The organism is Ruegeria atlantica (genome assembly GCF_013032505.1).
In the GTDB taxonomy this organism is placed as follows: Bacteria; Pseudomonadota; Alphaproteobacteria; order Rhodobacterales; family Rhodobacteraceae; genus Ruegeria; species Ruegeria atlantica_F.
Window position 1 is genome coordinate 403869 of record NZ_WQCG01000001.1, and the last position, 18861, is coordinate 422729.

Consider the following 18861-nt stretch of genomic DNA (forward strand, 5'->3'; position numbering starts at 1 on the left):
CTTAGAAATAGGTGAACGACGCTGGAACTCCAACAGAAAAATCAGAACAAAGCAAGAACTGTCATCTATTCGCCTATTCGACAAAGCAGCATCGCAACTGACACGCCGAAGCGTGCAACAAGTTACGATTTCAACGCTGACTTTTGGGAAAATGGCGCGGTTGACGGGGCTCGAACCCGCGACCCCCGGCGTGACAGGCCGGTACTCTAACCAACTGAGCTACAACCGCGCATCTATTTTCGTGATCCATTTACCCGGATCCAGGCTGACAGCAGTGGCGCGGTTGACGGGGCTCGAACCCGCGACCCCCGGCGTGACAGGCCGGTACTCTAACCAACTGAGCTACAACCGCCCGCTGTCTGTTCATCGCTGAACGTTTGGGTGTATTATGGCTACGCCCCGACATCGTCAAGCGGCGTTTTGAAGTTTTTTCGAAGAACCTGTTTTTTTCCGATTTGCGCACCCGCTCGCAGGACCAGAAAACCCGTCTTTCAAAGGTCGGCAGTAATTCACCATCGGCCATCTTGCCAACCGATCCGCGTCCCTGTAACTGCACCGCCTACGGGTGATTAGCTCAGTGGTAGAGCGCTTCGTTCACATCGAAGATGTCAGGAGTTCAAATCTCTTATCACCCACCATTCCCTTTTCTGAGAATCAACGTCCTTCAAGGTATTGAAACTACGAAACTTGCCAGCTTGCGTTTCGGCTGCGTATCGTCCCTGCATCTGCCGTGTAATTGATCGGCGCCGCAGCACAGGATTTCGCATGGCCAAGTTGAAACGGGATATCGGCCTTGTCGGTCTGACTTTTATTTCGGTTGGCGGAATCATCGGATCGGGCTGGTTGTTCGGCCCCTTGCTTGCGGTGCAACACGCAGGGCCTGCCGCGATCCTGTCTTGGATCATTGGTGCGGTGGCCATGTTTGTTCTTGCCATAACCTTCGCCGAGATCTCGGCCATGCTTCCCATTCCCGGAGGGATCGCCCGTGTCCCACAGTTTTCGCACGGCAACATCGTTTCGATGGCAATGGGATGGACGGCTTGGATTGGGTACAACACCACCGCCCCGATTGAGGTCGAAGCTATGCTGAAATACCTCGCACCCTATGCCCCCTGGCTGCACGCTGCCGAAACGGGCGATTTGACCGGTGCCGGTATCACCGTGGCGCTGTTTTTCATGCTGCTGTTCGTGGTCATTAACGCGTTGGGGGTGAAGTTTTTCACGCAGGTCAACGCAACGCTGACATGGGCAAAAATTGCTATCCCCATCGTGCTGTCGGTATTGCTGATCGCAAGCCGATTTGAAACTGGGAACTTCACCCAACCGGGTGGTTTTGCGCCTTATGGTCTACAGGGGATCATGGCAGCTGTTTCCACCGGGGGCGTTATCTTTTCCTTTATCGGTTTTCGCCATGTGGTCGATATGGCCGGCGAGGTTCGAAATCCCAAAGTAGCGATCCCAGCTGCCTTGGTGCTTTCCATCATTCTGTGTGCCGCCATCTATGTCGGTTTGCAGATCGCGTTCATTGGCGCGCTTGATCCGGCAATGCTGAAGAACGGTTGGGCGAACCTAAACTTCGGCGGTCAGGGGCCATTGGACGGAGTCATCCTATCAGTCGGAATCGTCTGGTTTCTAAGCTTTTTGAACATCGGCTCGGTCATCGGACCTTTCGGTAATGGTTTGGTTTCTACCGGCTCAAACGCACGGATCGCGCTGGCTTTGTCACAGAACGGGTTCCTGCCAAAACGTCTGCAAATGTTGTCCGCGTTCGGGGTGCCTTTGTGGGCATTGGCCCTGAACTTTCTGATCGGAGTGTTATTCCTTCTTACGGTTCCGTTTACCACAGTTATCGCCCTGAATGGTGCCGCCATCGTTGTATCGTTTGCCGTCGGACCAATCGCCGTAGTTTGCCTGCGCCGACTGATGCCGGACCACCCGCGTTCAATTCGCATCCCCTTTGTTAAAGTGGTGGCTGTCACGGCCTTCGCGGTCGCAACCCTCATCGTCTATTGGAGCGGATGGGACACCGTTTGGCGGCTTGGCATCGCGTTGGTCATCGGGTTCGTTCTGCTTCTTGCACGATTCCACAATCGACTGGACGAAATGGATGTAACTGAAGCCTTGTGGCTGGTTCCCTACTTCGTCGGGATCGGCCTGATCTCTTTTCTGGGACAGTTCGGCGAAGGTGCGCTAAAGCAAATTCCCTTTGGCTGGGACATCCTGCTGTGCGTGCTGTTTTCGACCGCCATCTTCGGCCTTGCGGTCCGATCCTCCCTGTCGGCCAAAAAATTTCGAATCTACATTGCAGAGGAAGAGGTTCTGGACCCGAAGAAACCCGTCATCGGATTCTGAACAGAAAAAAGGCGGGGAAGACCCCGCCTTTTCCTTGTTTATTTCTTAGTGTGTCGTCGCCGACGGGCTCGAGCTTTCCGTAGCCTTCGCAGCGGCTGCGGCAGCCTCTTCGGCGGCCTCATCCCATTCGATGGCTTCGGGTTCGCGCACCAGTGCCTCTTTAAGAACCTCGGACACGTGCTTGACCGGAATGATCTTCAGGCCTTCTTTCACGTTGTCCGGGATCTCGGCGAGATCCTTTTCGTTCTCTTCCGGAATCAGAACCGTCTTAATGCCACCGCGCAGCGCCGCCAGCAGTTTCTCTTTCAAACCGCCTATTGGCATCGCGTTACCACGCAACGAAACCTCACCGGTCATGGCGATATCCTTGCGTACCGGAATGCCAGTCAGGACCGACACGATCGACGTTACCATAGCCAGACCGGCCGATGGCCCATCTTTCGGTGTCGCGCCGTCCGGCACGTGGACGTGGATATCCAGCGAGTCAAACTTAGGCGGCTTCACCCCGATCTGAGGCGAGATTGACCGCACATAGGACGACGCCGCATCGATGGATTCCTTCATCACATCGCCCAGCTTACCGGTGGTTTTCATCCGACCCTTGCCCGGCAGTTTCAGCGCCTCGATATGCAGCAGGTCACCACCAACGGAGGTCCACGCCAGACCGGTAACAACACCGACCTGATCGTCCTGCTCAGCGAGCCCATAACGGAACTTCGGCACACCAAGGAAATCATCCAGATTGTCGGGCGTCACAGTGACCTCTTCCGCCTCTTTCTTGATGATCTTGGTCAGCGATTTCCGCGCAACCTTAGCGATTTCACGTTCGAGGTTTCGCACCCCCGCTTCACGGGTATACGTGCGGATGATCTTCTGCAGCGCCTCATCGGTCAGTTCAAACTCCTTGGCCTTAAGACCGTGGTTTTTGACCTGCTTGTCGATCAGGTGTTGCTTGGCGATCTCGCTCTTTTCCTCTTCGGTGTAACCGGCCAGCGGGATGATCTCCATCCGGTCCAGCAAAGGCCCAGGCATGTTGTAGCTGTTCGACGTGGTCAGGAACATCACGTTGGACAGGTCATATTCGACCTCAAGGTAGTGATCCATGAACGTGCTGTTCTGTTCCGGATCCAACACCTCAAGCATTGCCGAAGCCGGATCACCACGGAAGTCCTGCCCCATCTTGTCGATTTCGTCGAGCAGGATGAGCGGGTTCGTGGTTTTCGCCTTCTTCAGCGCCTGAATGATCTTACCTGGCATCGAGCCGATATAGGTCCGACGGTGACCGCGGATCTCGGATTCATCGCGTACACCACCCAGCGAGATGCGAATGAACTCGCGCCCCGTGGCTTTGGCAACGGACTTACCCAGCGAGGTCTTACCCACACCCGGAGGGCCGACAAGGCACAGGATCGGGCCTTTCAGCTTCTTCGAACGCTGCTGAACCGCCAGATATTCAACGATCCGCTCTTTGACCTTCTCAAGCCCATAGTGATCGTCATCTAGAATGGTTTGCGCGCGCGCCAGATCTTTCTTAACGCGAGATTTGGTGCCCCACGGCAAGGCCAAAATCCAGTCCAGATAGTTGCGCACGACAGTGGCTTCAGCCGACATCGGGCTCATATTGCGCAGCTTCTTCAGCTCGCCTTCGGCCTTTTCGCGCGCCTCTTTCGACAGCTTGGTCTCTTCGATCTTGGCTTCCAGCTCGGCGACCTCGTTGCTGCCGTCCTCGCCATCGCCAAGCTCCTTCTGAATGGCCTTCATTTGCTCATTCAGATAGTACTCTCGCTGCGTTTTCTCCATCTGGGTTTTGACACGGGTCTTGATCTTTTTCTCGACCTGCAAAACAGACATTTCGCCCTGCATCAGGCCATAGACCTTTTCCAGACGCTCGCTGACGCTGAGGGTTTCCAGCAGTTCCTGCTTCTGCTCGACCTCAATACCCAAGTGACCCGACACGAGGTCGGCCAGCTTGGCGGGTTCGGCAGTCTCGCCCACTGCAGTGAGTGCTTCTTCGGGGATGTTCTTGCGCACTTTCGCATAGCGCTCGAATTCGTCTGCAACCGTGCGCTGCAGCGCTTCGGTCGTCGTCACATCACCTGGAATCTCGGTCAGATATTCGGCGCGGGCCTCAAAGAACTCTTCGTTTTCAAGGAATTCCGTGATTTTCACACGAGCCTGGCCTTCGACCAGCACCTTCACGGTGCCGTCCGGTAATTTCAGCAACTGCAATACATTGGCCAGCACGCCCGACCGATAGATGCCGTCCTCGGTGGGGTCATCGTCACTTGGGTCGATCTGGCTGGACAACAGAATCTGCTTGTCGTCCTGCATCACTTCTTCCAGCGCGCGGACGGATTTTTCACGACCGACGAACAGCGGCACGATCATATGTGGGAAAACCACGATATCGCGCAACGGCAGCACTGGGTATGAGGAGTTCAGGGGCTCTTGCATGCTCTATCCTTATCATTGGCAAGACGGCTCTGGTCCCTCATCGAGGCAACGCCTGGCCGTCTCCTGTCTTGGACGATTAAGGTGGGGCAGTTAGTGCCCTATTTCAACCTTACCGTCATCTCTCGAAGTGAGAATGACCTGAGGTGTTCGGGACTGCAAGGCACCTAACGGACTATTCGGCGATTTTCATCATCATTACGCCGAGTGCCTATCAAAAGGGCTCAATATCGCCTTGTTCGCGCTGCGCATGGAACTCTGCTTGCCAGGCCTCAAAAGTGCCGGCGGCAATCGCATCGCGCATGCCCTGCATAATCTCTTGGAAATAATGCAAGTTGTGCCAGGTCAGCAGCATGCCCGAGATCATTTCGTTCGAGCGGAAAACGTGATGTAGGTAAGCACGCGAATAATTCGAGCATGCCGGGCACGTGCAGTTTTCGTCCAGCGGACGCGGGTCATCAGCGTGGCGGGCGTTTTTGATGTTCACAACACCGTAACGTGTAAAAACTTGCCCGGTACGCCCCGAACGGGAAGGCAGAACGCAATCCATCATGTCGATTCCGCGCGCGACCGCACCAACGATATCGTCTGGTTTTCCGACGCCCATCAGATAGCGCGGTTTGTCAACAGGCAGCATGTCCGGCGCAAAGTCCAGCACGTCAAACATCGCTTCTTGCCCTTCGCCCACGGCAAGACCGCCGACGGCGTAACCCTCGAAACCGATCTCTTTCAGCGCCTCGGCTGATTCCTCGCGGAAATCCTTTTCCAGCCCACCCTGCTGAATGCCAAACAGCGCATGGCCTGGGCGATCTCCGAAAGCATCGCGTGACCGCTGAGCCCACCGCATCGACAGGCGCATCGATTCCGCAATGCGATCCCGGTCCGCAGGCAATGCCGGGCATTCATCAAAGCACATGACAATGTCAGAGCCCAAAAGGCGCTGAATCTCCATCGACCGTTCAGGCGTCAACTCGTGACGCGAGCCGTCAATATGCGATTTGAAGGTCACGCCTTTTTCGGTCAGCTTCCGCAATCCGGCCAGCGACATCACCTGAAACCCGCCGGAATCCGTAAGGATCGGCCGCTCCCAGTTCATGAATTTGTGCAACCCACCTAAACGGTCGATCCGCTCGGCTGTCGGACGCAACATTAGGTGGTAGGTGTTGCCCAGCAGTATGTCCGCCCCTGTAGCGCGTACACTTTCCGGCATCATTGCTTTGACTGTTGCCGCGGTGCCGACCGGCATAAATGCAGGTGTGCGCACTTCACCACGCGGAGTATTGATAACTCCGGTGCGGGCCTTTCCATCCGTGGCCTTCAGGTCGAAAGAAAAACGGTCTGTCATTTGAATGCCTCAGGATCGCTGAACCGGGCAGCAATTGCCCGATCTTCGCTACTAATGCAAGACGTCAGGGCAGTGACGCGACGCGGTCGGTGAACAGGCTTACAACCCCCGCCCCGTCCACATCACGGCATACGCGAACTGTTGGTCTACCCGTGTCTGGTCGGGTTGCTCCGATTTGCGTCCCTTCGGCCACCACCCGAAGCCCGGTTTCTACCATCTCGAACATGGGTTCGTGCGTACAAGCTATCACGGCTGTGGAGTCGTGCAGGCCGCACCCCTCCAAACCACCAATATCCTTGTAGAATTTCAGGTAGAATTTCGAGATGTCGCGTAGGAACCCACCCATATCAGCGGAACGTGCAGCCAGTGCCTCGAAATCTGCATTCGCGTACAGAGTTTTCAGCGTGACATCCAAGCCGACCAGAACCGTATCCGGCGGCGATGCGAACACCGCATCCGCGGCCAGTGCATCGTTATATATGTTGGCCTCGGCATGTTCAGTGATGTTTCCGGGACAAAACACAGCGCCACCCATGATCACCAGTCGCTTGATGTTGCCCGCAAACTCAGGATCCAGCTGCATGGCATCGGCGATATTGGTCAGCGGGCCAACAGCACAAACGACCAGCTCACCCTTGTGTTCCCGCGCCTGATCCACAAGAAATTCAGCCGCGGTCATAGTGTGATTTGATCCAACCTGCGGAATTTCGGTGATATCCCCAAACCCTTCGGGGCCGTGCACATGCTCGGACGGCGTATGCGAATCTGCCCCCCGCCGGTGCGGCGCGCCCTCTGCAACCGGGGCGTCGATCCCCAGTTTATGCAGCAGGAACCGCGCGTTGCGGCTGGACTGATGCACATGTGTGTTGCCAAAAACGGTGGTCAGGCCAATCAGGTCAATTTCTGGTGCAGCGGCGGCATAGGCAATGGCCATCGCATCGTCGATGCCCGGATCTGTATCAATTATCAGTTTCATCCCCGCCCGATAGCGCAATCACGACCGGATGCAAAGCAGCCACATTCAAAATTTTCCATGCCACATCTCGGGTTTCTGAGATTTGCATCCATCCCCGTTCCCGCCATACCAGAGTTGAAAATGGGCGAGTCAATCCCCAAGTGTATACCATAGTACACAATAAAAGAGGACAGATATGACCGAAGATCAGATAATCGGACTGCTAACATCGAACATCATTTACCTGCTCGCAGCAGTTCTGATCGTCGTTGTAATACTCAAGGGCATAAAAATTGTGCCGCAATCGGAAAAATATGTGGTTGAACGCTTTGGCCGCCTGCACTCAGTGCTTGGCCCCGGCATTAATTTTATCGTTCCTTTTCTGGATGTTGCACGTCATAAGATATCCATTCTTGAACGCCAGTTGCCAAATGCGACGCAAGACGCGATCACCAAGGACAACGTACTGGTCCAGATCGATACATCGGTATTTTACCGCATTCTTGAACCTGAAAAGACTGTGTACCGGATCCGCGACGTCGATGGTGCGATCGCAACAACGGTTGCAGGTATCGTCCGTGCCGAAATCGGTAAGATGGATCTGGATGAGGTCCAGTCGAACCGCGCGCAACTGATTGAGCGCATTCAGGAAAGCGTAGAAACCGCCGTTGATGACTGGGGTATCGAAGTAACCCGGGCCGAGATTCTGGACGTGAACCTCGATCAGGCCACCCGCGACGCGATGTTGCAGCAGTTGAATGCCGAACGTGCCCGCCGTGCGCAGGTGACCGAGGCCGAAGGACAGAAACGCTCAGTCGAATTGCAGGCCGATGCAGAACTTTATGCGGCCGAGCAGACCGCAAAAGCCCGCCGTATTCAGGCCGAAGCTGAAGCATATGCAACCGGCGTTGTCGCCAAGGCCATTCAGGACAATGGTATCGAGGCTGCTCAGTATCAGGTTGCGTTGAAGCAGGTCGAAGCCCTGAACGCGCTGGGTAACGGTACCGGATCGCAAACCATTGTTGTCCCTGCCAACGCGCTTGAAGCCTTTGGCGATGCGTTTAAAATGCTGAAAGGAGGAAAGTAATGGCTGATCCCTTCTGGCTTACATGGTGGCTCTGGCTGGCCGGAGCGCTTGCTCTGGGCATACTTGAGATCGTCTTGCCGGGGTTCATCTTTCTTGGCTTTGCGATTGGAGCAGCTGTCACGGGGCTTTTGCTTGTGCTTCCGGGCTTTGCCCCAGGCCTACCGGTACTACTATTGATCTTTGCAGCACTATCGCTGGTGTCCTGGCTGATCCTGCGTCGCATGTTTGCCCTGCCCCACGGTCAGGTCAAAACCTTCCGCCACGATATCAACGAGTGATCCAAATCGACGCAGCGTCCCGGGGCCCCACGGCACCACTGGACGCTGCCACAGGCTTTCCCTATATAATTTATCAGGTAACAGCCCCGAGGCATGAATGACGCATCCAAGTGAACAGTTCGAAGGTACGCCGTTGATTGCGCCTTCGACCATCGATCATCCACTCTACGAATCTGTGGTCGAGGCTTGCAGAACCGTCTTCGACCCTGAGATTCCGGTAAATATCTACGATCTGGGTCTGATCTATACGATCGACATCACCAAGGAAAACGCTGTGAAGGTCATCATGACCCTGACTGCGCCTGGATGCCCGGTCGCCGGCGAGATGCCGGGGTGGATTGTCGAGGCGATCGAACCGGTCGCGGGCGTCAAGGAAGTTGACGTAGAACTAATATGGGAGCCCCCGTGGGGCATGGAAATGATGTCGGACGAAGCACGTCTGGAACTGGGCTTCATGTAGCCTCAGGTTTTCACTCTAAAGACATGTAAACAATATGTAATCAAGCAACAGGGCCGCTTTGTCGAAAAAGCGGCCCTATTTGTATTTATGGCAGAACCACGCAGCTTATTTTACGCCGCACGTCGCTTTGATTTCTTCCGCACGCTCATCCAGTTTCTTGACATAGTCGCCGGAGAGCATCGTCAGTCTTTTCTGCTCAGTTCCAGTGGCCAGACCCAGCAAGGCCCCCGCAGGTGTGATTGCAATGACACTTTCCACCTGCTGATCTTCCGCATGTTTCTTTTCAGCTGCGATGGCCCGAAGATCACCCTCGGCTGTGGAGCAATTCACTGGGTGCACCTTGCCGTCTGTTTCGGCAGACACGAAATTCGCGGATAAGAAGAAGGCGCTAGCGACCTGCAGTAGAAGAGTTTTTCCGAACTTAATGCTAAAACCTGCCATGATTATTTGCCCTTTATCAATAAAGCCTGATACTGCGGTCAGGCTAAGGTGAACGTTGATTAAGATGCAAGTTTACTTTGAGCGGCCACCCGTGGGACAAGCATTTTGACGGTAAAAATTAGGTCAGCAGGTTTGCTATGTCTTGAGCCTGACGCGTCTCGGCCCTAAATTGGGGATAATGTAGCGCAACGGAGACCACCATGTTTGGCATTCCCGGCAAACAGGCCGTGACAATGACGCCCAAAGCCGCCGAGCAAATCGCACGCCTGATGGCGTCCGGCGGTCATGCTGGCTTGCGTATTGGCATCAAGAAAGGCGGCTGCGCGGGCATGGAATACACCATGGATTACGTAGATGAGGCCGAACCCAACGACGAGGTGGTCGAGCAGGACGACGCCCGCATCATGATCGCGCCAATGGCGCAGATGTTCCTGTTCGGAACCGAAATCGACTATGAAGTTTCGCTACTCGAATCCGGGTTCAAGTTCCGCAACCCGAATGTCGTGGACGCTTGTGGATGCGGTGAATCCATCAAATTCGACGACGCGCTGTCTTCACAAAACTAACTCGCCTTCAAATGCACATAGGTTTCGTTGTAACGCCGTGTGAGATGGTCACCGGCGCTGATTGTCTCGCCTGATTTCGGCGGAGCGACGTTAGTTTCGTAGGACGGATTAAAGAAGAGTGGGACCGAAACACGTTCCTGCGTACCGCCCACAACGCGGTGTTCGGTGGCTTTTACTTTTCCGGCGGTCCAGAATTCCAGCATCTCGCCAAAGTTGATGATGAACGTACCCGGTGCGGCCGAGACCGGTTGCCAGCTGCCATCCGGCATCCGGACCTCCAGTCCTGAAACACCGTCGGTCGCCAGCAATGTCAGGCATCCATAGTCCGTGTGTGCCCCAATGCCAAAATCCCGATCACCGGCCCATGCCGGGCGTTCTGGATAGAAGTTTCCGCGCAAAAGGGCCATTGGTGTGTCGAAGGCGCGATCAAAGCTGGTTTCATCCCGGCCTAAAGCGACGGCAATGGACCTGAGAACGCGCATCGCAACCGAGCAAGCCTCGCTGTAATATGCTCGGATTACACCTTGAAATTCCTGGGGCTTTTCCGGCCACAGGTTCGGTGCATACACACTCAGTCCTTTGTCAGCATATGCGTTTCCGGCTGGCAGCTCATAGCCGCAATCGAACACTTCCTTGAAATCGGGATTGGCCATTGGGTCCACCTGTTCGGATTGCGACGCGCCCCACCCTCGGTTCGAACCCGTCATTGCCATATCAACGGTCTTTTTGTGACGGTCAGGCAAATGAAAGAATTCGCGATAGGTTTCGATAACGTTCCGTACCTGATCTGCATCAAGCCCGGTGTTGGACACCGTCAAAAAGCCAACCTCACCCACGGCATGCAACAGTTTTGCAAGCTCTGAAGCCTCACGGTCGTCCAGTTTCTTCAGATTCAAATCGTCGATCATGCCGCCCTCCAATGTGAAGCGGAACCTGCCGTTGTGATCTGACCTTTGCAACCGGAATTGTCAGGCTCGGCCGGTGGTGCTATCCGATGACCAAACAACGATTTATTTGGGGGTATGCGTTATGCGACGCAAGCTGGCGGCTGGAAACTGGAAAATGAACGGAACTGCGGCTGATTTGCCCGAGCTTCAGTCGCTAGCCGGGTCGTTTCCTGACGCATCAGTGGATGTTCTGATTTGCCCACCCGCAACCTTGCTGCACCGCGCGGCAGAAACGGTAAAAGACACCGGAATTTCGGTCGGTGGACAGGACTGCCACGCGGCCGAATCCGGCGCGCATACAGGCGATGTCAGCGCCCAGATGCTAATGGATGCAGGGGCAAGTGCGGTCATTCTTGGCCATTCCGAACGGCGCGAGGATCATGGTGAGCAAAACGACGATGTTCGCGCCAAAGCCCGCGCTGCGATGGACACGGGCCTGAAAGCCATCATTTGCGTCGGCGAAAGCCTGGAGCAGCGCGAGGCCGCGAACACGCTGGACATAATCGGCGGACAGTTGTCCGGTTCGATCCCAGACCAGTCGACCGGCGAAAACCTGATCGTTGCTTATGAGCCAATCTGGGCTATTGGCACCGGCAAGGTTCCCACCCTGGACGAGATCGGAGAAGTGCACGACTTCATCCGCGCCCGGCTTGAGCGTCGGTTTGGCGAAGGTGTCGGCCGCTCGGTCCGTTTGCTCTATGGTGGTTCGGTCAAACCGGGCAACGCAGCCGAAATCTTTGCTGTCTCTAACGTGGACGGGGCCTTGGTGGGCGGCGCAAGCCTGAAAGCCCACGACTTTTCCGGCATTATCGACGCCCTGCAAAAGGCCTGAGGTCAGGCTAGTTTCATTGTCACCAGCCCCGTCACAATCAGGGCCGCCGCGATCAGGCGGGGCGCAGTCAGCGCCTCACCCAGAAACATTGCGCCGACCATGAAGGCCCCGACGGCACCGATGCCGGTCCAAATCGTATAGGCCGTGCCCAAAGGCAGATCGCGCATCGCAAGGGCAAGCAATCCGAACGATCCGATCATCGACACACCCATCAGGGCCGTGGGCCATAAGCGCGTGAAACCGGCGGACTGCTTCATGGCAACGGCCCATACAATTTCCAGCAGACCGGCGAACAACAAAAATATCCAGGGCATAGAAAAACCTCACATCGTTTCGGGTCGTCCCGAATGATCAACCAATGTGGCGAGGTCGTCCTCTTGTCCGTACATAAAGTCTCTTGATTGGCATTCAAGAGGATGCGTTGTGCTGGTCGCAAACTCGCAAAGGGTACGAGTCGAAAATTGCAGTATATGAAGAGTGCTTTGCCCCTTGATAACAGCGAGTGTCACAAGGGCATGTGACGCAATCGCGCTGATGACAGGATCAAGCGGGTCACACTGGGAAGTAACGCGCAGCAAGAAGGCCGGGTCTGTCAAAGACCCGGCCTTTTTTGTCGCGGGCATGCCCGCTAGTTCGTCACGATTTCCGGACCCATAAAGGTATTGGGCAAGAAGGTCGAAATCCACGGAATATACGTCACCATGATCAGGAAGACGAACAGCACGGCCAGGAACGGCAGCGCCGCCTTCACAACGCTCATCATTGGCATACCGGCTACGCCCGAGGTCACGAAAAGGTTCAAACCAACCGGGGGCGTAATCATTCCGATTTCCATGTTCACCACCATGATGATGCCCAGATGGATTGGGTCGATACCCAGTTCGATGGCGATCGGGAACACCAAAGGTGCCACGATGACCAGCAAGCCCGAGGGCTCCATGAACTGACCGCCGATCAACAGGATCACGTTGACGACGATCAGGAAGGTGACCGGACCAAGACCCGCAGACAGCATGGCGCTTGCAATGTGCTGAGGCACCTGTTCATCCGTAAGCACATGCTTGAGGATCAGCGCGTTGGCGATGACGAACAGCAATGTCACCGTCAGCTTGCCCGCCTCGAACAGCGTGTGCTTGGTATCGGGGTGAAAGAACGCCGTGACCAGCGCATAGGGCTTTTTCAGCAGCGGAACGCTCTGGCCGTCCCCAGCGGTGCTGAGCGGCCCCATGTCCTTGTAGACAAAGCTGGCGATAAAGAAGGCATATACGGCAGCCACTGCTGCAGCCTCGGTCGGCGTGAAGATACCACCATAGATACCGCCCAGAATGATCACGATCAGGAATAGGCCCCAACCGGCTTCGCGTGCCGAGGTAAAGATTTCACCCCAACCCTTCCAGTCACCCTTCGGCAGGTTCTTAACTTTGGCCATGACGTAAATCGTGACCATCAGCATAAGACCCGCCATCAGGCCCGGGATGACGCCCGCAAGGAACATCCTCCCAACCGAGACCTCAACGGCCGCAGCGTAAACAACCATCACGATGGACGGCGGGATCAGAATGCCCAGCGTACCCGCGTTACAGATCACACCAGCGGCGAATTCCTTGGAATAGCCAACCTGCCGCATACCGGCGATCACAATGGAACCGATGGCAACAACCGTGGCCGGCGAAGAGCCCGAAAGCGCAGCGAACAACATACAGGCAAAGACACCCGCAATTGCCAGGCCACCCGGCAAATGGCCAACGCAGGCAATCGAGAAACGGATAATCCGTCGCGCCACGCCGCCCGTTGTCATAAAGGATGAGGCGAGGATGAAGAACGGAATGGCCAACAGGGTAAAGTGCCCTTCAAAAGCTTCAAAAAGCGTACCTGCCACAGAAGCCAGCGAGCTGTCGGAGTAGATCAACAGGAACAGGGTCGAGCTGAGGCCCAAGGCCACCGCAATCGGCACACCGATCAGCAGCAGGCCAATAACCATTGAGAAAAGAAGTACGACGTCCATCAGTCATGCTCTCCTTGCTGAGCGCGGACTTCTTCGATCTCGTCCTCGACTTCGTGGCTGGCGACAAGACGGTCGGTCTCACCACGCCAGATTTGTACTGCGACCTGCGCAAAGCGGATCACCAGAAGCAGCATCGACACCGGCAGCACCAGATACGGCACCACCTTGGGCAGTTTTTCATACCCCTCGCCATAGTTGATCAGGTCCTCAAGAAAGCGCAGCGGTGCGACCATGGGAATATCGTCAACTTCGTAAAAGCTCTGGCTGCGTGCATCGAAATTGAAACCGGTCGGGAACCAGCGGCCCGAGGTGGGCGGCAGGTCGGCAAACACGGCCCAATAGTCATACGACCCTTTCAACAGCAGCAGCGAAAATGCCAGACAACACGCCACCGAGATCAGTGCCAAAATGCGGCGCGGCGCCGGGGCCAGCATGTTCAGGATTGCATCCACACCCAAGTGAGCGTGCTTTTTGACCGCGTATGACGCGCCCAGCAACACCAGCCACCCAAAGGCAAAAACCGTTAGTTCAAGTGCCCACAGGATGTTGGAATTGAATACAAACCGCGCGATTACATTGGCGAAGGTCACGACTGTCATCAGGCCCAAGAGCGATGCAATCAGAGTCTCTTCGATATGGTCGACCAGCCCGCCTTGGCCGGGTTTCGAACCAGACATTTATCTGTCCCCACATTATTAGTGATGAGAGTTTGGTGTGGCGGGCCAGATCTCGGCCCGCCCGGCCTGCGCGTCAGCAACTCCCCAGTCTTTGGACACGCGGCCTGAACCGGGATCAGAACCCGGCGTTGATGGCCTGAGCGGCGTCGATCTTGTCCTGACCTACGTCGTCTGCGAACTTGTCCCAAACGGGTTTCATCGCGTCGACCCACGCCTGACGCTGTTCAGGGTTCAGATCGCGGATGATACCGCCTGCATCGGTGATCGACGCTTTGGCCGCTTCATTCACAGCAAAGGCTTCCTTGTTCCGGGTCTCGGTCACCTCACCCAGGATGGTCAGGAACTGATCGCGGACTTCCGGGTCAAGACTGTCCAGCCAGTCAACCGATGTCACAACCAGGTAATCGATGATACCGTGGTTGGTCTCGGTAATACCGTCCTGCACTTCGAAGAACTTCTTGCCGTAGATGTTCGACCAGGTGTTTTCTTGCCCGTCAACAACACCCTGCTGCAGCGCGCCATAGACTTCCGAGAACGCCATTTTCTGTGGGCTACCGCCGATGGCTTCCATTTGGGCAACCAGAACGTCCGAAGACTGAACACGGAACTTCAGACCTTCGGCATCCGACGGGGCCTCCAGCGGCTTGTTGGCCGACATCTGCTTCATACCATTGTGCCAGAAAGCCAGGCCCTGCAGGCCGCGGCGCTGCATGCTGTCTTTCATCGCCTGACCATCCGCTGAGGCCTGGAAGGCGTCCACGGCGTCGATGTTCTTGAACATGAACGGCAGGTCAAACAGGCGGAACTGCTTGGTAAACTTCTCGAACTTCGACAGCGATGGCGCAGCGAGTTGGACGTCGCCTTGCAGCATCGCCTCAAGAACCTTGTCATCATTATAGAGCGTGGAGTTCGGATAGACCTCCATGCACATTACGCCATTCATCTCGTCGTTCACGCGCTGTTCCAGCAGCGATGCCGCGATACCCTTGGGGTGTTTGTCAGTGTTCGTGACATGCGCAAACTTGACTACGATCTCGCCGTCGTCACAGGCGGCCATTGCAGCCGAGGCCGAAACGCTAAGCGCGAGTGCGGTGGCAGCAGTTGTAAGGAATTTCATCTGTCTTTTCCTCCCAGACTTCCATGAAACCTTCCGTCGACGCCGGATCGACGTCGCATGACGCGCAGTGAAGCGAATCAATGCCGACCGCTCAACTTTTTGTTCGAAATTCGAGGACTAGCATTATTATTATTTTATTTCTGATAGTTACCAGGATCTTCTTCACTATCATCAACCAGCGATGCATCTTTCTGTGCGGAATTCCGCACAGCCATACCCCCGGATGTGCGGATTTCCGCACGCGCCCCGAATCGGATCGAACGACTCACCTGATGATTCTTGAACGAACACCCGCCGCCTCTGGATACATGCTTATGGCCCAATGCCTTCAAATAACTGATATTGCGACCAAAGGCGGCGGGTGCCCCTGTTAGCGCCGATAATCTTCGGGGCGAATCTGATAGCGCGCCAATTTGTCGTAAAAAGTCTTACGCGGCAGCTTCAATGCCTTTGCTGCATCTGACGCTTTCCCATTGTGCCGACCCAGTGCCGCAATCAGCAACGAACGTTCGACGCGCGCCATTTGCTCGCTCAGTCCCAGATCAGCCGCCTGTGCAACCTCCTCAGGCATCCCCAACACGAAGCGCATCGCCGCCGACATCAGCGATCTGGCATTGCCCGGCCAATCGCTGGCCATCAATGATGCCAGTCGCTCTGAGGTGATCTCGGGCTCGGCAATACCCGCCTGTTCTGCCGCTTGCGCGACATAATGGCGAAAGATCACTGGGATATCTTCGGGCCGTTCCGCTAGTGACGGGATCCGCACACGCATGACGTCCAGACGATAGAACAGGTCGGCATTGAATTTGCCCTGATCTGACAGCACGGCCAGATCGGCGGTCGTCCCTGCAACAATACGTGCGCCGGTACCCTGTTCTACCAACTCAAGTGCGGCGTATTGCGTCGCACCTGGCATGGCCGAAATCTCATCCAGAAACAAAGACCCACCGGCCGCATCTTCACACACTCGCGCCAGTCCCTCGGGCGTCAGCCCCGAGGCCGGGCGCTTGACGAATGGACCCTGCCCGACCGGCGACATCAAATGCACGACCTCGGCAACTTTCGAAATCCCGCTTCCAGGCGGCCCGGTTACAAGAACCTCAGCCCCGGTGGGTGCGACGGATCGGACCCGTTCACGCAGCGCCTCGGCCTGTGCAGACAGACCGAACAACAACCGCGCGGCCGGGTCTCCGCGCTCAAGCTCTGATTTCAGGGCACGTTGTTCGATCACCTGGGCGCGCGCGTTCAGTGCGCGCTCTAAAACAGACAGCAGGTCTGCTGCCGCACATGGCTTTTCCAGAAAGCCGAACGCACCCTGTCCCATGGCCTGCACCGCCATCGGGATGTCACCCTCTCCGGTCAAGAGAACAACCGGCAGGTCGGGATCAACCTCGCGCGCATAGTTCAGAAGGTGAAACCCGTCCCGGCCCGGCATTCGGATATCTGAAACGATCACGCCGGGAAAATCCGCGCGAATATGGTCTTTTGCTGCAACAAAGGACCCTGCAGTGACGGGATCGTAGTCCGCCAGCTCAAGCGTTTGCGCCAAGGCCTCGCGAACGGCGGCATCATCATCAACCAGTAAGACTTTCCGCGTCATGCGACCTCGTGTTCCGTGAAAGGCTCAAGCTCGACCGTGAACAGCGCCCCGGTATCCAGATTTGCACCCCGGATATTACCCCCAAAGCTTTGCACCAAACCATACGAGATCGAAAGCCCGAGCCCCATCCCCTCAGAGGATCCGACGGCCTTGGTCGTGTAGAACGGCTCGAACAGCTTTTCCGAGTTTTCGATACCAGGACCGATATCGCGGACGGTAACGGCCAGCTTGTTGCCATGTTCGATCCTGATGCGAATAAGGCGATCGACCTGCCCGCCCATCGCGTCAGCAGCATTGTTGATCAGGTTCACGAACACCTGAACCAACCGTACTTCGCCGCCCCACGCGTAAACCGGGCTGTTGGGCGGTGCCCAATCCATATTGACATCTTCGGTCCGCAACCGAGCCTCGGTCAGTTCCACCGCCGTATCTATCACCTGAACCAGATTGACCTTACCCATCGGTTCGCTTTCGTTGCGTGCAAAAGCACGGAGGTTCTTGATGATGCGCGCCATCCGGGCTGCCATGGCAGAGATGCGGGTCAGGTTCTCCGACGCTTTCTCATCCCGGCCGCGGGAAAGAAAAGCGGCGCCATTGTCGGCGAATTGCTGGATCGCCATCAGGGGCTGATTCAATTCGTGACTGATACCCGCCGACATCTGGCCCAACGCGCTGAGTTTGCCCGCCTGAATCAGCTCTTCCTGCGCATGCTTCAGCGCGGTTTCGGCATCCTCGCGTTCACGCACCTCGCGGCGCAGAGCGGTGTTCGCAGCCGTCAAAGCATGTGTCCGTTGCGCGACCCGGCTTTCCAAAACAGCGTTGGCCTCGGCCAATGTGCGACGGCGTTCGGTCGCCAAATACAACAGTGCGCCGAAGGCCAAACAGATTGCGGCAACGGTTGCTGCCTGCAAACTCGCCAGGCGCTGCGCGGGTGCCACATCGACCAGAACCTCAGCTGTCATATCAATGACAGGCAGGTCCAACATCAGGTGCAACGCACGGCTGGGCAGGTATCGCCCCCAATTCAACTGCCATACCTCATGCGGACCGACCTGAACCGAGGCGAAATCGACCGCCCCGCCATCCGGAGGTGTCAGGCCCACCTGTCCCTCATCCCGGTGCCAAAACAGCAAATCTGATCGGTTGGAAATAAAGACAACGCCGTCTCCATCAATGAAAAACACCGCCTCGGTACTACCCCGCCAGGTCTGTTCAACATCCTGCACATCGGCCACAACGATCAGTACGCCCTCGACTTGACCGACAGGACCAAAGGCAGGGGCGGCGTAGGAATATGTGCGATCTCCGCTGCCTTCTACAACACCATGCGCGCTGCCCATCGCGCCCTGCATTGCACGCTGGAATGCAGGATGATCGGCCATGTCTTGGCGATCCACCGGCTGCGCCGAGGCCAGAACCCGCCCGTTTTGGTCCAGATACATCATGTTGACGGCCGAGGTCTTGTCAGCCACGTCCAGCAAGATCTCGCGCGCGGTCTGTTGCTGCGCCGGCGTTTCAAGGGACCGCAGAACGGGATGCGTGGCCATCAACACGGCCAGTTCCTGATAGACCTGCATCTGAGTGCTTAGGCGGTCTGCAGCCAGTTCAAGGTCGGCCTCGGCCTTTTCGCTAAGCTGCGACAGCGCCTGTCGGTAGCCATAAGACCAGACGCCGACGGCCAACAGCCCGACAGCAATCAAAAATCCCAGAATGACCCAAACGCGTTGCATGACATAGGGTCTTGCATT

General features: G+C 56.2%; 17 protein-coding genes and 3 tRNA genes. 7 read left to right on the forward strand and 13 right to left on the reverse strand.

From position 1 onward, the window contains the following. Positions 1 to 152: 152 nt before the first annotated feature. Together GOW92_RS02030 and GOW92_RS02035 are read right to left on the reverse strand one after the other, a co-directional pair. Positions 153 to 229, reverse strand: a tRNA-Asp gene (locus GOW92_RS02030). A 46-nt stretch (positions 230 to 275) separates the two neighbouring features. Beyond that, positions 276 to 352: transfer RNA gene (locus GOW92_RS02035), tRNA-Asp, on the reverse strand. Between the two features lie 211 nt (positions 353 to 563). Between GOW92_RS02035 and GOW92_RS02040 the strand changes: the two genes are divergently transcribed. Next, positions 564 to 638 (forward strand) — tRNA-Val (locus tag GOW92_RS02040). 127 nt (positions 639 to 765) lie between these two features. Further along, positions 766 to 2352 carry an APC family permease gene (locus GOW92_RS02045; protein ID WP_170557515.1) on the forward strand — a complete coding sequence of 529 codons (1587 nt, stop codon included), beginning with the start codon at positions 766 to 768 and terminating at the stop codon, positions 2350 to 2352. 45 nt (positions 2353 to 2397) lie between these two features. Here GOW92_RS02045 and lon read toward each other — a convergent pair whose 3' ends face one another. The 3 genes from lon to GOW92_RS02060 form a co-directional block, all read right to left on the reverse strand. Beyond that, positions 2398 to 4806 carry an endopeptidase La gene (lon, locus tag GOW92_RS02050; protein ID WP_170557516.1) on the reverse strand — a complete coding sequence of 803 codons (2409 nt, stop codon included), beginning with the start codon at positions 4804 to 4806 and terminating at the stop codon, positions 2398 to 2400. 211 nt (positions 4807 to 5017) lie between these two features. Then, the gene (gene tgt / locus GOW92_RS02055) at positions 5018 to 6148 is read right to left on the reverse strand and encodes a tRNA guanosine(34) transglycosylase Tgt (RefSeq protein ID WP_170557517.1); all 1131 of its coding nucleotides are present in this window, start codon (positions 6146 to 6148) and stop codon (positions 5018 to 5020) included. 64 nt (positions 6149 to 6212) lie between these two features. Beyond that, positions 6213 to 7124, reverse strand: a complete 912-nt coding sequence (locus tag GOW92_RS02060) for a nucleoside hydrolase (RefSeq protein ID WP_170557518.1) — start codon at positions 7122 to 7124, stop codon at positions 6213 to 6215. Positions 7125 to 7299: 175 nt separating this feature from the next. Between GOW92_RS02060 and GOW92_RS02065 the strand changes: the two genes are divergently transcribed. From GOW92_RS02065 to GOW92_RS02075, 3 genes are all read left to right on the forward strand, one after another. Then, positions 7300 to 8190, forward strand: coding sequence for an SPFH domain-containing protein (locus tag GOW92_RS02065; protein WP_170557520.1), 891 nt, complete (start codon positions 7300 to 7302; stop codon positions 8188 to 8190). After that, positions 8190 to 8468 (forward strand): NfeD family protein, encoded by a 279-nt coding sequence (locus GOW92_RS02070; RefSeq protein ID WP_170557522.1) that lies wholly within the window; start codon positions 8190 to 8192, stop codon positions 8466 to 8468. The genes GOW92_RS02065 and GOW92_RS02070 overlap by 1 nt, the downstream gene beginning before the upstream one ends. A 97-nt stretch (positions 8469 to 8565) precedes the next feature. Further along, entirely contained in the window at positions 8566 to 8928 is a 363-nt protein-coding gene (locus GOW92_RS02075; protein ID WP_170412809.1) for an SUF system Fe-S cluster assembly protein, read from the forward strand. A 105-nt stretch (positions 8929 to 9033) separates the two neighbouring features. Here GOW92_RS02075 and GOW92_RS02080 read toward each other — a convergent pair whose 3' ends face one another. Then, positions 9034 to 9369 (reverse strand): hypothetical protein, encoded by a 336-nt coding sequence (locus GOW92_RS02080; protein WP_254452873.1) that lies wholly within the window; start codon positions 9367 to 9369, stop codon positions 9034 to 9036. A 200-nt stretch (positions 9370 to 9569) separates the two neighbouring features. Here GOW92_RS02080 and GOW92_RS02085 point away from each other — a divergent pair, with 200 nt between their 5' ends. Then, the gene (locus GOW92_RS02085) at positions 9570 to 9935 is read left to right on the forward strand and encodes a HesB/IscA family protein (protein ID WP_170557523.1); all 366 of its coding nucleotides are present in this window, start codon (positions 9570 to 9572) and stop codon (positions 9933 to 9935) included. Here GOW92_RS02085 and GOW92_RS02090 read toward each other — a convergent pair. Then, entirely contained in the window at positions 9932 to 10843 is a 912-nt protein-coding gene (locus GOW92_RS02090; protein ID WP_170557525.1) for an isopenicillin N synthase family dioxygenase, read from the reverse strand. The genes GOW92_RS02085 and GOW92_RS02090 overlap by 4 nt on opposite strands. A gap of 121 nt (positions 10844 to 10964) precedes the next feature. Here GOW92_RS02090 and tpiA point away from each other — a divergent pair, with 121 nt between their 5' ends. Beyond that, a complete protein-coding gene (tpiA, locus tag GOW92_RS02095) occupies positions 10965 to 11714 on the forward strand; it encodes a triose-phosphate isomerase (protein ID WP_170557527.1) in 750 nt (249 codons plus the stop codon). A 2-nt stretch (positions 11715 to 11716) separates the two neighbouring features. Here tpiA and GOW92_RS02100 read toward each other — a convergent pair whose 3' ends face one another. From GOW92_RS02100 to GOW92_RS02125, 6 genes are all read right to left on the reverse strand, one after another. Then, on the reverse strand, positions 11717 to 12028 hold the full coding sequence (locus GOW92_RS02100) for a DMT family transporter (RefSeq protein WP_170557529.1): 312 nt from the start codon (positions 12026 to 12028) through the stop codon (positions 11717 to 11719). A 314-nt stretch (positions 12029 to 12342) separates the two neighbouring features. Beyond that, on the reverse strand, positions 12343 to 13719 hold the full coding sequence (locus GOW92_RS02105) for a TRAP transporter large permease (protein ID WP_170557531.1): 1377 nt from the start codon (positions 13717 to 13719) through the stop codon (positions 12343 to 12345). Beyond that, entirely contained in the window at positions 13719 to 14396 is a 678-nt protein-coding gene (locus GOW92_RS02110) for a TRAP transporter small permease (RefSeq protein WP_170557533.1), read from the reverse strand. Before GOW92_RS02110 ends, GOW92_RS02105 begins: the two co-directional genes overlap by 1 nt. 115 nt (positions 14397 to 14511) lie before the next feature. Next, positions 14512 to 15513, reverse strand: a complete 1002-nt coding sequence (locus GOW92_RS02115) for a DctP family TRAP transporter solute-binding subunit (RefSeq protein WP_170557535.1) — start codon at positions 15511 to 15513, stop codon at positions 14512 to 14514. Between the two features lie 370 nt (positions 15514 to 15883). Further along, positions 15884 to 17113, reverse strand: a complete 1230-nt coding sequence (locus GOW92_RS02120; RefSeq protein ID WP_170557537.1) for a sigma-54-dependent transcriptional regulator — start codon at positions 17111 to 17113, stop codon at positions 15884 to 15886. Continuing rightward, a complete protein-coding gene (locus GOW92_RS02125) occupies positions 17110 to 18843 on the reverse strand; it encodes a sensor histidine kinase (RefSeq protein ID WP_170557539.1) in 1734 nt (577 codons plus the stop codon). The genes GOW92_RS02120 and GOW92_RS02125 overlap by 4 nt, the downstream gene beginning before the upstream one ends. Positions 18844 to 18861 lie beyond the last annotated feature (18 nt).

Coding starts and splice junctions, on each gene's coding strand:
- GOW92_RS02045 (WP_170557515.1), top strand. CDS start 766: ATGGCCAAGTTGAAACGGGATATCGGCCTTGTCGGTCTGACTTTTATT.
- lon (WP_170557516.1), bottom strand. CDS start 4,806: ATGCAAGAGCCCCTGAACTCCTCATACCCAGTGCTGCCGTTGCGCGAT.
- tgt (WP_170557517.1), bottom strand. CDS start 6,148: ATGACAGACCGTTTTTCTTTCGACCTGAAGGCCACGGATGGAAAGGCC.
- GOW92_RS02060 (WP_170557518.1), bottom strand. CDS start 7,124: ATGAAACTGATAATTGATACAGATCCGGGCATCGACGATGCGATGGCC.
- GOW92_RS02065 (WP_170557520.1), top strand. CDS start 7,300: ATGACCGAAGATCAGATAATCGGACTGCTAACATCGAACATCATTTAC.
- GOW92_RS02070 (WP_170557522.1), top strand. CDS start 8,190: ATGGCTGATCCCTTCTGGCTTACATGGTGGCTCTGGCTGGCCGGAGCG.
- GOW92_RS02075 (WP_170412809.1), top strand. CDS start 8,566: ATGACGCATCCAAGTGAACAGTTCGAAGGTACGCCGTTGATTGCGCCT.
- GOW92_RS02080 (WP_254452873.1), bottom strand. CDS start 9,369: ATGGCAGGTTTTAGCATTAAGTTCGGAAAAACTCTTCTACTGCAGGTC.
- GOW92_RS02085 (WP_170557523.1), top strand. CDS start 9,570: ATGTTTGGCATTCCCGGCAAACAGGCCGTGACAATGACGCCCAAAGCC.
- GOW92_RS02090 (WP_170557525.1), bottom strand. CDS start 10,843: ATGATCGACGATTTGAATCTGAAGAAACTGGACGACCGTGAGGCTTCA.
- tpiA (WP_170557527.1), top strand. CDS start 10,965: ATGCGACGCAAGCTGGCGGCTGGAAACTGGAAAATGAACGGAACTGCG.
- GOW92_RS02100 (WP_170557529.1), bottom strand. CDS start 12,028: ATGCCCTGGATATTTTTGTTGTTCGCCGGTCTGCTGGAAATTGTATGG.
- GOW92_RS02105 (WP_170557531.1), bottom strand. CDS start 13,719: ATGGACGTCGTACTTCTTTTCTCAATGGTTATTGGCCTGCTGCTGATC.
- GOW92_RS02110 (WP_170557533.1), bottom strand. CDS start 14,396: ATGTCTGGTTCGAAACCCGGCCAAGGCGGGCTGGTCGACCATATCGAA.
- GOW92_RS02115 (WP_170557535.1), bottom strand. CDS start 15,513: ATGAAATTCCTTACAACTGCTGCCACCGCACTCGCGCTTAGCGTTTCG.
- GOW92_RS02120 (WP_170557537.1), bottom strand. CDS start 17,113: ATGACGCGGAAAGTCTTACTGGTTGATGATGATGCCGCCGTTCGCGAG.
- GOW92_RS02125 (WP_170557539.1), bottom strand. CDS start 18,843: ATGCAACGCGTTTGGGTCATTCTGGGATTTTTGATTGCTGTCGGGCTG.